Raw genomic sequence first — 12,837 nt, 5'->3', positions numbered from 1 at the left:
CCTCAGTCAGCCGCCGGTACCGGGCTTCGTGCCCCACACGTAGATCCGGTCGCCCTTGTTCAGCAGCTGGTAGAGCCGCTTCGCGTCCGGCACCGTCAGGTTCACGCAGCCGCCCGACCCGGAGGAGAAGAGGTCGTGCCGGGTGCCGTGCAGGGCCTGGCCGCCGTCGAAGAACTGGGCGTAGGGCATCGGCACGTTGTAGATCGTCGAGAAGTGGTCCCGGTGCTTCCAGTAGATCCGGTGCCAGCCGCGCCGCGTCTCCAGACCGTCTCGCCCGCTGCGCACCGGCACCGGCGCGAAGACGAGACGCTGCCCCACCTGTACCCAGAGGATCTGCCGGGTCAGATCCACACAGACCACTCGGTACGCCGGGGACGGACAGCCCCGGCGGGCTGCGGGGTCGCGCCGCACCTGGTCGGCGACCATCATCCGGTACGTGCGCAGCGAAGCGAGCCCGTCGGCGGGCGAGACTCCGAGGCGCCGCTGCAACCGCCGGATCGCCGCGCAGTCCTCCGGCGACTGGACCCCGTCGACCGGTCTGCGCAGCTCCTTCTCCAGCTCCCGCTGGTAGGGAGCGGTACCGGCGGTACACGGCGGCTCCGGGCTTACGGACACCGCGGCTGCCGGGGCGGCGGGCAGCGCGAGGAGCAGGACGATCGCGGTCAGCAGGGAGCGCGGGACGGCGCTCACAAGAGCGCGAGGGCCAGGTCCAGAGCCAAGGTCACGGCCGGAACCTCGGCCGGAACCATGGCCGGAACCACAGTCAGGACCAGGACCAGGACCAGAACCAGAGAGGGTGCGGCTTCGGCGAATCATGTAATCAGATTTGCCACTTGCTCTCTTTCTAGGCTGGTCTGTTCAGGTTTCCCTCGTAGCCGTCGGGCGTGTCCAGGTCCGCCGGCATGCTGTCCAGGACGGTGAAACTGCGGTCGAGTCGAGTGATGCGCAGTACCCGCCAGACGCGCGCACTGCTGCGCACCAGCCGTAGAGGGCGCTGTCTGGCGAAGGCCTGGCCCTTGAGGCGCACCAGCAGTCGCAGGCCGCCGGCGTCCAGGAAGGACACCTGCCGCAGGTCCACCACCACACCCCCGTCCGAACGGTCCAGTAACTCCGTTATTCGCGACCCGAGTTCCTGTTCAGCCCATGCGTCCAGTTCACCGTGGAACGTCAGAACGATCGATCCGCCCACCACACGGTGATGCAGCCCAAAACCCGGGTCGGGCGTGCCCATGGTCCACCCCCTATTTCCCTACACCCCGCATACGAAGAGTTACGACAACGCGAGCGGCGCGGCCCTGAGGTCGGCGCCCGACGCCGCCGGGGTCTGGGGCGGCACCGCGAATGGCACCTACATCTTGCCCGCTCAGAGCCAGTTCATACCTCGGGGCGGTATGACCGGCCGCTGGGCGGTGCATATTCGAGGCAACTCAGCCATAGTTACTCTCCGTAATTCATGCACTGTTCGCCGGGCACAGAGGTCGCACAGAGGTCTACCGAAGAGACGCCCACCGGTGTCGCGGCATCCGGTTGCGATGGACATTTGCGAGTGCCGCACCACTCACCCGAACCCCGCCCGACCCCCTCGTTCCATTGCGCAGAACGCAACTCCGGTTGCGCCTCTTGATCGTGGGGATTCCAAGCGCCACGCTGTCTGCCACAGGCGTCACTACCGACACTCAAGGAGCGGACATGGCGGCAGGGACGAACAGTGGGCCCGAGGCGCTGCCCGCAGCGAACGTCTGGGGACGACGGGGATTCATCGGAGCCGTCGCCGCCACGGCCGCCGCCGCCATCTCCGCACCCACGCCCGCGTCCGCCTCCACGGCCGCCCTCTCCCCCGAACGGCGGCCACGCCGCACACGACAGCTCTTCCTCGGTACGTACACCAGCCAGCAAGGCGGCGGCACCGGCCTCGGCCTGGCCACGTACGACGAAGCGACCGGAAACATCACCGGTACCGGCACACTGTCCGGCGTGCCCGACCCCTCCTACCTCTGCCTCCACCCCTCGGGCAGAACGCTCTACGCCGTCAACGAGCGGGAACAGGGCGGCGTGAGCGCGATCGCCCTCTCCCCCTCGGGTCCCGAAGTCCTGGGAGCGCGTGACACCGGAGGCGCGGGGCCCTGCCATCTGTCCGTGCACCCGGGCGGACGCTGGCTGCTCAGCGCCAACTATCTCTCCGGGAACGTAGCCGTCCATCCCATTCGGTCCTCGGGCGCACTGGACGAGTTGACCGATCTGGCCACCCACTCCAGTCCGCCGCCCGGTCCCGGCCAGGACGGGCCGCACGCCCACCAGATCGTGACCAGTCCGGACGGCGGTCATGTTCTCGCCGTAGATCTGGGCAACGACACCGTCTACAGCTACCGCTTCGACACGAAGAGGGGAAAGCTCACCCAGGTCTCGTACGCCACTGTGCGACCGGGTGCGGGACCCCGCCACCTCGCCTTCCATCCCTCCGGACGCTTCGCCTATCTGGCCAACGAGGTCGACAACACGGTGGTCGTCTGTGCGTACGATCCCGCGAGCGGTCGGCTGACCCCCGGTGCGCCGCAGTCCACCGGCACGGGCGAAGGCACCAGCTATCCGGCGCAGTTCGCCGTCACCAATGAGGGCACCTTCGCCTTTCTCGCCAACCGCGGGCACAACAGCCTTACGCGGTACGCCATCGAGGCGGACGGCGCCCGGCTGCGACTGCTCGACACCGTCCCCGTGGGCGGGGACTTCCCCCGGCACATCGCCTTCTCGCCGTCCCAGCGGCTGCTGTTCACGGCGAACCAGAAGTCGAACTCGGTGAGCGTCTTCGAGGTGGGCAGCGGTGGCCAACTACGCCTGACCGGCACACCGTTCGCCGCCCCGATCGCGGTATGCGCGCTGCCTTCGTAGGCAAGTGGCAGGCACGTGGCAGCACCGGGTGGGCGATCGCCGCGCCCGTCCCCGAAAGCCGAACGAAGGAAAGGCCGCACCCGTCCCATGACGTCCTTCCGCCCCGCCCCCGCATGGCTCTCCGACGCCGTCTTCTACCAGATCTATCCGCAGTCCTTCGCCGACTCCGACGGCGACGGCATCGGTGACTTCAACGGCATCACCGCGCATCTGGACCACCTGGCCTGGCTCGGGGTCAACGCCGTCTGGATCAACCCCTGCTTCACCTCACCTTTCAGGGACGCGGGTTACGACGTGTCCGACTACCTCTCCCTCGCGCCCCGCTACGGCACCGACGCCGACCTGGCCGAGCTGGTGCAGGAGGCGGGGCGGCGCGGTATCCGGGTCCTGCTCGACCTGGTGGCCGGGCACACCTCCGACCGCCACCCGTGGTTCACCGCGTCGGCCGACGACCCCGACGACCACCGCTACATCTGGGCTCCAGAAGGCGGTCCGGACGGTTTCGTACGGTCCCCCGGGAGCCGCCCCGGCGCGTATCTGCCGAACTTCTTCGACTCCCAGCCCGCCCTCAACTTCGGTTACGCGCACCTGGATCCGGCCGAGCCGTGGCGACAGACCGTCGACGCCGAGGGGCCGCGCGCCAACCGGGCCGCGCTGCGCGACATCATGGACCACTGGCTGCGCCTGGGCCTCGCCGGATTCCGTGTCGACATGGCGCACTCCCTCGTGAAGGACGACCCGGACCGCGGCGCCACGGCCGCGGTGTGGACGGAGCTGCGCGGCTGGCTGGATTCCGCCCATCCGGACGCGGTACTGCTCTCGGAGTGGGGCGATCCGGCCGTGTCCGTCCCCGCCGGGTTCCACGCCGACTTCTTCCTGCAGTTCGGCGGCCCCACCAACGGCGGCCCCCTGCGCTCCCTGTGGAACAACGGCGAGGGCACCGCGGACGAGGGGTGGGACCCGCTCGGCTGCTTCTTCGACCCCGGAGGCCAGGGGTCGCCCCGTACGTTCGTCGAGGCGTGGCGGGCGGCCCAGGAGGCCGTCGGGGACGCCGGGCACATCTCGCTGCCCACCTCCAACCACGACTTCTCCCGCCTCAACTGCGGCCCGCGCACCGCCGAGCAGCTTCCGGCGGCGTTCGCCTTCCAGCTCACCTGGCCCACGCTCCCCGCGATCTACTACGGCGAGGAGATCGGCATGCGTTACGTGCCCGGCCTTCCCGACACCGAGGGCAGTGTGCTCGGCCCGCGCTACAACCGGGCCGGCTCGCGCACCCCCATGCAGTGGGACGACGGCGCGAACGCCGGTTTCTCCACAGCCCCGGCCGACCGTCTCTACCTCCCCGTCGACCCCGACCCGCTGCGCCCCTCCGTCGCCGCGCAGCGGGCCGACGGCACCTCTCTCCTGCACCTCGTGCACCGCCTGATCGCCCTGCGCAAGGCCACCCCTGAACTAGGTCCCGACGGATCGGTGGAGGTGCTGCACAGCGGCTATCCGTTCGTGTACGTCAGGGGCGGGCGCCATCTCGTGGTGATCAATCCCCGCAGCACACCGGCGGCGTTCACCTCCCGTCTCGTGGACGGGGCGGGCCCCCAGGCACTTGAGGCGAAGGGCGTGGAGGCCGACAGCGGCGTTGTCACGGCGCGGGGATTCGGGTACGGCGTCTTCGATCTGCGTTCCGCGTGAGTCTTTGACAGCCGATTGAGTCCCGACGGGACAGGTGTCTCATTGGGACATCTCAGGTGTACAGTCGAAGACATGAACAAGGCGACGGAATCCGGTCCAGGAGCCCTGCGGCCGACTCCGGCTCCGGCCACCGACCGGAGCGGCGAGGACCGCAGGCAGCGCAAGGCCCGCCAGACGCGGGAAGCGCTCGCCGACGCGGCCATCGACCTGATCCTGGAGCACGGCCTCGCGGCCGTCACCGTGGAGGCCGTCGCCGACCGCGCCGACGTCACGCGCCGCACCTTCAGCCGCCACTTCGGCAGCAAGGAGGCCGCGGCGCTCGACTTCACCCGCGCCGACGGAGACAGCATCAACGCGGCCCTGCGCGCCCGCCCCGTCGACGAGCCCCCGCTGGCCGCCTATCGCGCGGCAGTGCGGGACTGGCTCGACGCCCCGGAGGCTCCGGCCCTGCACCGTCGGGCCCGGAGGCGCGAGCTGCTCGCCCTCGTCGACACGGAGCCCGCCCTGTTCGCCGCGTACGAGCGTGTCCGGGTCGACGCCCAGGACGAGTCCGTCCGGATCATCGCCGACCGGCTCGGCACCGACCCCGCCCGGGACCAGCGCCCGGCCGTCGTCGTCGGCGCCGCCGCCGGAGTCCTGACCGCGGCCCTGCGCAGCTGGGCACGCGGCGGGCACGAGTACGACGCAGACCTCACCGCGCATGTGGAGCGGGCCTACGCCGTCCTGACCGGGGAGGCAGCCCTCGCGGCCCCCCACATCGCACAAGGAAAGTGAAAAGCACCATGAGCGCCACCCCCGCCACCACCGTCCCCGACTACGCCACCGAGTTCGCGGGCAAGACCGCCCTGATCACGGGCGCCGCCTCCGGCATAGGCCTGGCCACCGCCCGCCGCCTGGGCGGGGGCGGCGCGAACGTCGTCATCGCCGACTACAACGCCGAGGGCGCCGAGAAGGCCGCCGCCGAGCTCCTCGCGGAGGGCGTCAAGGCCGCCGCGGTCGCCGTGGACGTCACCGAGCCCGCGTCGGTCGAAGCCGCCGTGCGGTTCGCCGTCGACACGTTCGGCGGGCTCGACCTCGCGGTCAACAACGCGGGCATCGGCGGCGAGAGCAAGCCGACGGGCGAGTACGACATCGATGTCTACAACCGCGTCGTACGCACGAACCTCGACGGCGTCTTCTACTCGATGCGCTACGAGCTCCCGGTCCTCGAGGCCGCGGGCGCGGGCGCCATCGTGAACGTCGCCTCGATCCTCGGCTCCGTCGGCTTCGCGGGCTCCCCCGCCTACGTCGCCGCCAAGCACGGTGTCGTCGGCCTCACCAAGACCGCCGCCGCCGAGTACGCGGCGAAGGGCGTCCGTGTGAACGCGGTCGGCCCCGGCTTCATCGAGACCCCGCTCCTGCAGAAGATGAACCAGGGCGAGTACGACGCGCTCGTCTCCCTGCACCCGGCGGGCCGCCTCGGTCACTCCGAGGAGGTCGCCGAGCTGATCGTGTTCCTGCTCTCGGAGCGCGCCTCGTTCATCCACGGCAGCTACCACCTGGTGGACGGCGCGTACACCGCCCGCTGACCTCCGGTCGCCACCCGGCCGGGTCTACGGCCTGGTGAAGTCGACGTCCTGGGCCCTCGCGACGATCTCGACCTCGTCGCCGAGGGCCCATTCGGCCACCCGGGACACCATCGCCGCCGGGACCATGTCGCTGATGCCCTCGGCGGCCGGGATGTCGTACGTCGCGTGTGCGTCGTGCGGCAGGACGACGCGGAAGTCGAGATCCAGGGCGGTGCGCGCGGTCGCGAGGACGCACATCTCGGACTGCACCCCGCACACGGCGAGGTCGCGCACTCCCGACTCCGCGAGCAGTTCCGCGAGCCCGGTCTCCTCGAAGCCGTCGTCGCCGGTCTTGCGCAGGACACTCTCGCCCCGGCCGGCGTCCATCGGGAGGTGCAGCTCCCAGCCGGGGGCGCCGGGTTCGTCGGCGGTCCCTGGCTCACCGTCGTTCTGGAGCTGTACGACGAGGGCACCGGCGGCGCGGGCCCGCGTGATCAGGTCGGTCGTCCGGTCGAGGACACGGGCGGCTTCGGGCACGGCGCCGTCGCCGGTGACGAAGGCGGACTGCATGTCGACGACGATCAGTGCCTGGACGGGCTTCGTGGGGCGTACCGATTCATGTGCCGATCTCTCACTCACGTCGCTCACTCATGTCGCTCACTCACGTCGCTCACTCATGTCGCTCATTCTTGTCTCTCACTCCTGGTCCACGGTCCTGCCGTTCGCCATGACCAGGCGTACGTCGCCCAGGGCCGCCACGTCCGTGAGCGGATCTCCGTGCACCGCGATCAGGTCGGCGCGGTAGCCCGCGGCGAGGCGTCCCACCTGGTCGGCGATGCCCAGTGCGTCGGCGGCCTCCGTGGTCGCCATGTCGATGACGCGGTGGGGTTCGACCCCCAGGTGCTGGTAGAAACCGAGGCTCTGGGCCAGGCCGTCGCAGCCCGCCCGTTGCACTCCCGCGTCCGTCCCCGCGATCAGCCGCGCGCCGTGCTCCGCCATCGTGCGGACCTGGTCGAACATCGCCTGGGCGCGTTCGGCGCCGAAGAACATGGGCAGCATCCGCCAGTTCGGGCTGATGGTGGGGCAGATGCGGATGCCCTTGTCGACAATGGTGTCCAGGACGTCTTCACGCAGGTCGAGGCCATCGCGGGTCAGCCAGGTGCAGTGCTCGATGGTGTCGACACCGGCCATCACCGCGGCCACGATGCCCGCCGTGCCGTGTCCATGGGCGGCCACCCGCAGCCCGGCCCGGTGCGCCTCGCGGACGATCACGCGCAGTTCGGGGGCGTCGAACTGGGCCTGCCAGGTGGCGGGGCCGCTCTTGGTGAGGCCGCCGCCGGTGGCCATGACCTTGATGACGTCCGCGCCGAGCTCCGCGTTCTGCCGCACCAGGGCCCGGATCTCGCTCTCACCCTCGACCTCACCGCCCAGGAACCAGCAGTGGCCGCCCTTGGTGGTCAGCGGTGTGGTGGCGGCGACGATCCGCGGGCCCGGCACCCGGGACGCGGTGATCTCCTCACGCAGACGCAGGGTGATGCGGCCCCGGTCACCCAGATCGCGCACCGTGGTGACACCGCTGCGCAGGAACTGGAGCGCCCGCTCCTCCATCGCCGCCATCAGAGTGGTGTCGCTGTGCGCGTCCAGGACGGCGACGGGGTCCTTGCTCGCGTCGAAGACCAGATGGACGTGGGCGTCGATGAGGCCGGGCAGCACCGTGGCGTCGGGCAGTGCGAACCGCTGCGACACGCCGTCCGCCAGGGGCTCGACCTCGGCCCGGGCGCCCGCGGCGACAATGTCGGCACCTCGCGTCAGTACGGCGCCGTCCATGACGTACTGGCCACCTGGCCCGGTCAGAACCCGCCCTGCCGTGATCAGCGTCTGGCTCGTCTGGCTCATCTCTGCCTTTCCAGGAAGGAGTTGGAGGAGCTGGCGGTGAAGCCGGCCTCCATCTTCCTTCATGGGAGGGCAGGATTCCTTCATGGGAGGGCAGAACGGGATGTTCGCGCGCCCTCCCGCGGGTACTCATAGCCTGGGCCGGGTGCCCGCGCAGGACGTCGCAGAGCGGAGGTCAGGGTCTGGTGAGCACGGAATTCACGGTCCTCCTTGTCGCAGGCGCGATCCTGGTGGCCGCGACACTCGCGGTCGCGATCGCACTGCTCGTACGTCTCGTCCGCGCACGCCGCGATCTGCGCAGAGCGGGCCTGCCGGTCGAGCGCCAGTGGGTGTTCTGGACCGCCGTCGCCTATCTCGTCCTGCCGGCCGATCTGCTGCCCGATCCGGTGTTCCTCGATGACATCGGGGTGCTCCTGCTCGCGCTGCGGTCGATGAAGCCGGCGAATTCAGGCGTCGGGCGGAGTGGGGCGCAGTAGGGGACGGCGCAGGTGCCGGGCTTTGGTCAGCAGGATGTGCATGCGTTCGGTCACCTGGCCGAGGTCCTCGACGGGCTCGTCGAAGGCGAGCCGGACGTCCGCCTGGCTGCTTGCCTTCTCCAGCCGCAGCGTGAGCGCGTAGCGGTCGATGGCCAGCGGGCGTACGCGCACCACGCCGTGCAGACTGTCCGCGCAGACGAGCCGGGTCAGCTGCTCCACGGCGTCCTCGTGGGAGTCGGCGAGATGGGTGAGCAGCCGCGCCTCGGCCTCGGCCAGCGGATCGGGCGCGGCCAGGGTCAGTTCGTCGAGGTCGATGCCGATGCGGCCGCCTGTGGAGTCGTGAAGGACGGCGCAGGTCGGCGCGAAGATGAAACCCTCCGCGTCGGGTACGAGCGACCCCGAGAGCCACAGCCGGGCCCGGATCCGGTCCCTGACCGGTACGGGGGCGACGTCGGCGAACTCCACCAGGGTGGACGGTTCGCCGCGCGGCGCGCAGATCATCGCGGTGGCCAGCGCGCTGTCCGGTGGCGGTGACAGCATGAGGATGCCCTCCGGCGTGACGCTGTGCGCGCCGACGAGTTCATCCCTGCCGATCTCCGTGGTCACCGCGCAGGACCAGGCGGTGGTGAGCAGTGAGCGAGCGCGTGCCGCTGCGGTGGGCACGGACGTGCTGACGTGACGGACACCCATCCTTCAACCTCCATTAGGTAAGCCTTGCCTAACTTATCGGAGATCGCGGAACAGGGCCAGTACGCGAAAGGCCCCGCGCGGTGAACCACGCGGGGCCGGTCGGGTGCACCGGGCAGGGCCCCGGTCGCGTACGTCAGTTGATGTCGCTCACGTCAGCTGTTGTCGGTCACGTCAGCTGTCGAGGTCAGTGCCCGCGGGCGATCCACTCCTCAAGATGCGGCGCCTCCGCACCGACCGTCGTGCTGTCGCCGTGCCCGGTCCGCACCACCGTCTCCGGGGGCAGCGTCAGGAGGCGGTCCCTGATCGACTCGACGATCGTCGGGAAGTCGCTGAACGACCGGCCCGTCGCTCCAGGGCCACCCGCGAAGAGCGTGTCGCCGGTGAAGACCGTACTCAGGGCGGGCGCGTGGAGACTGACGGCGCCCAGGCAGTGGCCCGGGGTGTGCAGGACCCGCAACTCCGTTCCCGCCACGGTGAGTTCCTGCCCGTCGGACAGCTCGCCGTCGGGGGCGCGCTCGGGGTGGGTCTGCTTCCACAGCTCCGCGTCGGCGGGGTGCAGCAGGATCGGCGCGCCGGTGCGGGCCGCGAGCGCGGGGGCCGCGTCGATGTGGTCGTCGTGGGCGTGCGTGCACACGATCGCGACGACCCGGCGCTCCCCGACCACGGCCGCGATGGCGTCCGCGTCGTGCGCGGCGTCGATGACGACGACCTCGCTGTCGTCGCCCACGATCCATACGTTGTTGTCGACGTCCCAGGTGCCCCCGTCGAGGGAGAACGTGCCCGAGGTGACCAAGTGGTCGATGCGCGCCGCCATCAGAAGACCACCACCGAACGGAGGACATCTCCGTGGTGCATCCGCTCGAACGCCTTCTCCACGTCCGCGAGCGCGATCGTCTCCGTGACGAACGCGTCCAGGTCGAGCCGCCCCTGCTGGTAGAGGTCGATGAGCATCGGGAAGTCACGTGAGGGCAGGCAGTCCCCGTACCAGCTCGACTTGAGCGCGCCGCCGCGCCCGAAGACGTCCAGGAGCGGCAGATCGATGCGCATCTCGGGTGTCGGCACGCCGACCAGGACGACCGTGCCCGCCAGGTCACGGGCGTAGAAGGCCTGCTCGTACGTCTCCGGGCGGCCGACCGCCTCGATGACGACGTCGGCTCCGTTGCCGTCGGTCAGCTCGCGGATCGCCTCGATCGGGTCCGCCGAACGGGAGTTGACGGTGTGCGTGGCGCCGAGGCTCTTCGCCGTCTGGAGCTTCTTGTCGTCGATGTCGACAGCGATGATCTTCGCGGCTCCGGCGAGCCGCGCGCCCACGACCGCCGCGTTGCCGACGCCGCCGCAGCCGATCACGGCGACCGAGTCGCCGCGGCCGACGTTGCCGGTGTTGATGGCGGCGCCGATACCGGCCATGACTCCACAGCCCAGGAGTCCCGCGGCGGCGGGCGACGCGGCCGGGTCGACCTTGGTGCACTGCCCGGCGGCGACGAGGGTCTTCTCCGCGAAGGCGCCGATACCGAGCGCGGGCGAGAGCTCGGTGCCGTCCGTGAGCGTCATCTTCTGCTTGGCGTTGTGCGTGTCGAAGCAGTACTGGGGGCGGCCACGCTTGCACGCGCGGCACTGGCCGCACACCGCGCGCCAGTTGAGGATCACGTAGTCGCCGGGTGCGACCTCCGTGACACCGTCGCCGACCGACTCGACGACGCCCGCCGCCTCATGGCCGAGAAGGAAGGGGAACTCGTCGTTGATGCCGCCCTCGCGGTAGTGCAGGTCGGTATGACAGACCCCGCAGGCCTGCACCTTCACCACGGCTTCTCCGGGCCCCGGGTCCGGCACGACGATCGTCTCGATCCGTACCGGCTCGCCCTTCGCGCGCGCGATCACGCCCTGTACCTGCTGCGCCATGAGGTCAGCCCTTCTTTCTTCCGGCGTTGCTTGCTCGTCCGGCATCGCATGCTCTTCCCGCAATCCTCACAGACCGGACCCGCCGCCGACGACCCAGGACTCCGAGTTCCGATCATCGTCTCCGCCCTCGGGTTCTTCCTTGCCCGGCGCCGCCTTAGGGTGAACCCGTGCGCGATCTCGCCGCTCAGGCTCTGCTTCCGGTCAACGCGACGCTCGGTGTGGCGCTCCTCGTGCTGCTGCTCGCCGCTGCCACGACGGCCGCCGTGTTCCGCCTCTCCCCCGACGGCTCGTACGGCAGGGCGCGGGAGATCCTCGTGGCCGGTGTGCGGGCGGCGGCGCAGCTGGGGGTGGTGTCCCTGGCGATCGGCTGGGTGATCCACCACGTCGTGGCGCTCTTCGCCTTCCTGCTCCTGATGGTCGCCGTCGCCACGCGCACCGCGGGGCGCCGCATCACCTCCAACGGCAGCTGGTGGTGGGCGGCGCTGCCGATCGCGGGCCCCGTCGTACCCGTGGTGGCCTGCCTGACCCTGTCCGGACTCCTGCCGGTGCGCGGCATCGCCATGATCCCCGTGACCGGCATCCTGATCGGCGGCGCCCTGACGGCGGCGGTGCTCGGCGGACGCCGGGCGCTGGACGAACTCCATTCCCGCAAGGGCGAGTTCGAGGCGGGCCTGGCCATCGGCCTGCTCGAACGGGACGCCCGCCTGGAGGTGATCCGCCCCGTAGCGTCGGACGCCCTGCTCCCCGGCCTCGACCAGACCCGCACGGTGGGCCTCGTCACGCTGCCAGGAGCCTTCGTCGGCATGCTCCTGGGTGGAGCATCGCCCATCCTCGCGGGCGCGGTACAGCTGTTCGTGCTCATCGCCCTCATGGCGATCCAGGCGATCGCGGTGGCCATGACGGTCGAGCTGATCGCCTGCGGCCGCCTGAACCGGACGGGACCGGAGTGACCGGCGGAGCCCCGTGAGCGTAGGTTCCGGATCTCCGAATCATGTGCCACTCACGAGAGGCGTCCCGATGTGACCAGCGGTCGGTGCCGCGAGGGCCTCGGTCCGCACACTGTCGAATCCGGCACGCGTGAGGTGCGCCTTGCGCGTACCGGTGGGCGTGCTGCGACGCGCGACCAGCGGAGCGTAGGCTCCGGATCATGTCTGTCTACGAAGATGCAGAGATCGGCGCCCTCCAGGGCGGCTCGGCGAACCTGGGCCAGTACCTGGGCAAGGCCGTCCTGATCGTCAATGTCGCCTCCAAGTGCGGTCTCACCCCGCAGTACGGCGGCCTCGAGCGCCTGCACGAGCAGTACGCGGCCCGTGGCTTCACCGTCCTCGGCGTGCCCTGCAACCAGTTCATGGGCCAGGAGCCGGGTACGTCGGAGGAGATCGCCGAGTTCTGCTCGGCCACGTACGGCGTGACGTTCCCGATGACCGAGAAGGTCGACGTGAACGGCGACGACCGGCACCCGCTGTACAAGAACCTCGTCGGCACGGCGGACGCCGAGGGACACACCGGCGACGTCCGCTGGAACTTCGAGAAGTTCCTCACGAACGCGGACGGCGACGTGGTGGCCCGGTTCGGTCCGAAGACCGAGCCGGACGCTCCCGAGGTCGTCGCCGCCATCGAGGCGAACCTGCCGAAGTAACCCAGGCGCACCGACGAGGCGCGGGCCCCCCGCGGGGGGCGGGGGGGGGCGCCGGGGGGGGGGGCCCCGCCGGGGGGGCGCGGCGCGCGGGTGAGTGGGGCGGGGGGGGGGGGGCGCGGGG

At 70.6% G+C, this 12,837-nt stretch carries 14 protein-coding genes; 7 read left to right on the top strand and 7 right to left on the bottom strand.

Annotated elements, in window-relative coordinates; genetic code table 11:
- Positions 1–6: 6 nt before the first annotated feature.
- Positions 7–690 (bottom strand): L,D-transpeptidase, encoded by a 684-nt coding sequence (locus ACFVXC_RS34480; protein WP_389913700.1) that lies wholly within the window; start codon positions 688–690, stop codon positions 7–9.
- 154 nt (positions 691–844) lie between these two features.
- Complete coding sequence (locus tag ACFVXC_RS34475) at positions 845–1,231, bottom strand: STAS domain-containing protein (protein ID WP_389913697.1); 387 nt, start codon at positions 1,229–1,231, stop codon at positions 845–847.
- A gap of 458 nt (positions 1,232–1,689) precedes the next feature.
- Between ACFVXC_RS34475 and ACFVXC_RS34470 the strand changes: the two genes are divergently transcribed.
- The 4 genes from ACFVXC_RS34470 to ACFVXC_RS34455 all read left to right on the top strand — a co-directional run bounded on the left by ACFVXC_RS34470 (position 1,690) and on the right by ACFVXC_RS34455 (position 6,140).
- Positions 1,690–2,886 carry a lactonase family protein gene (locus tag ACFVXC_RS34470; RefSeq protein WP_389913694.1) on the top strand — a complete coding sequence of 399 codons (1,197 nt, stop codon included), beginning with the start codon at positions 1,690–1,692 and terminating at the stop codon, positions 2,884–2,886.
- Between the two features lie 87 nt (positions 2,887–2,973).
- Positions 2,974–4,572, top strand: a complete 1,599-nt coding sequence (locus ACFVXC_RS34465) for an alpha-amylase family glycosyl hydrolase (protein WP_389913691.1) — start codon at positions 2,974–2,976, stop codon at positions 4,570–4,572.
- Between the two features lie 72 nt (positions 4,573–4,644).
- Complete coding sequence (locus tag ACFVXC_RS34460; RefSeq protein WP_389913688.1) at positions 4,645–5,346, top strand: TetR/AcrR family transcriptional regulator; 702 nt, start codon at positions 4,645–4,647, stop codon at positions 5,344–5,346.
- Positions 5,347–5,354: 8 nt separating this feature from the next.
- Complete coding sequence (locus tag ACFVXC_RS34455) at positions 5,355–6,140, top strand: SDR family NAD(P)-dependent oxidoreductase (RefSeq protein ID WP_389913686.1); 786 nt, start codon at positions 5,355–5,357, stop codon at positions 6,138–6,140.
- Positions 6,141–6,164: 24 nt separating this feature from the next.
- On the opposite strand, the gene ACFVXC_RS34450 is transcribed toward ACFVXC_RS34455, so the two are convergent.
- The gene (locus ACFVXC_RS34450; RefSeq protein ID WP_389913683.1) at positions 6,165–6,758 is read right to left on the bottom strand and encodes an isochorismatase family protein; all 594 of its coding nucleotides are present in this window, start codon (positions 6,756–6,758) and stop codon (positions 6,165–6,167) included.
- Between the two features lie 57 nt (positions 6,759–6,815).
- A complete protein-coding gene (locus tag ACFVXC_RS34445) occupies positions 6,816–8,015 on the bottom strand; it encodes an amidohydrolase family protein (protein WP_389913680.1) in 1,200 nt (399 codons plus the stop codon).
- Positions 8,016–8,197: 182 nt separating this feature from the next.
- On the opposite strand from ACFVXC_RS34445, the gene ACFVXC_RS34440 reads away from it, so the two are divergent.
- Entirely contained in the window at positions 8,198–8,488 is a 291-nt protein-coding gene (locus tag ACFVXC_RS34440; RefSeq protein ID WP_389913678.1) for a hypothetical protein, read from the top strand.
- Here ACFVXC_RS34440 and ACFVXC_RS34435 read toward each other — a convergent pair.
- The 3 genes from ACFVXC_RS34435 to ACFVXC_RS34425 form a co-directional block, all read right to left on the bottom strand.
- Complete coding sequence (locus ACFVXC_RS34435) at positions 8,459–9,178, bottom strand: DUF2470 domain-containing protein (protein WP_389913675.1); 720 nt, start codon at positions 9,176–9,178, stop codon at positions 8,459–8,461. The two genes, ACFVXC_RS34440 and ACFVXC_RS34435, sit on opposite strands and share 30 nt — an antisense overlap.
- A 184-nt stretch (positions 9,179–9,362) precedes the next feature.
- Positions 9,363–9,992: an MBL fold metallo-hydrolase gene (locus tag ACFVXC_RS34430; RefSeq protein ID WP_389913672.1), complete on the bottom strand. Its 630-nt coding sequence runs from the start codon at positions 9,990–9,992 to the stop codon at positions 9,363–9,365.
- Positions 9,992–11,077: an S-(hydroxymethyl)mycothiol dehydrogenase gene (locus ACFVXC_RS34425; RefSeq protein ID WP_389913669.1), complete on the bottom strand. Its 1,086-nt coding sequence runs from the start codon at positions 11,075–11,077 to the stop codon at positions 9,992–9,994. Before ACFVXC_RS34425 ends, ACFVXC_RS34430 begins: the two co-directional genes overlap by 1 nt.
- Before the next feature lie 167 nt (positions 11,078–11,244).
- Between ACFVXC_RS34425 and ACFVXC_RS34420 the strand changes: the two genes are divergently transcribed.
- Together ACFVXC_RS34420 and ACFVXC_RS34415 are read left to right on the top strand one after the other, a co-directional pair.
- A complete protein-coding gene (locus tag ACFVXC_RS34420; protein ID WP_389913666.1) occupies positions 11,245–12,027 on the top strand; it encodes an ABC transporter permease in 783 nt (260 codons plus the stop codon).
- A gap of 197 nt (positions 12,028–12,224) precedes the next feature.
- Complete coding sequence (locus ACFVXC_RS34415) at positions 12,225–12,716, top strand: glutathione peroxidase (protein WP_389913663.1); 492 nt, start codon at positions 12,225–12,227, stop codon at positions 12,714–12,716.
- Positions 12,717–12,837: the final 121 nt, after the last annotated feature.

Origin of the sequence: Streptomyces sp. NPDC058257 (assembly GCF_042881845.1) — a bacterium.
GTDB lineage: Bacteria > Actinomycetota > Actinomycetes > Streptomycetales > Streptomycetaceae > Streptomyces.
Note: the sequence above shows the minus strand (reverse complement) of the source record. Positions and strands in the feature narration are given on the sequence as shown.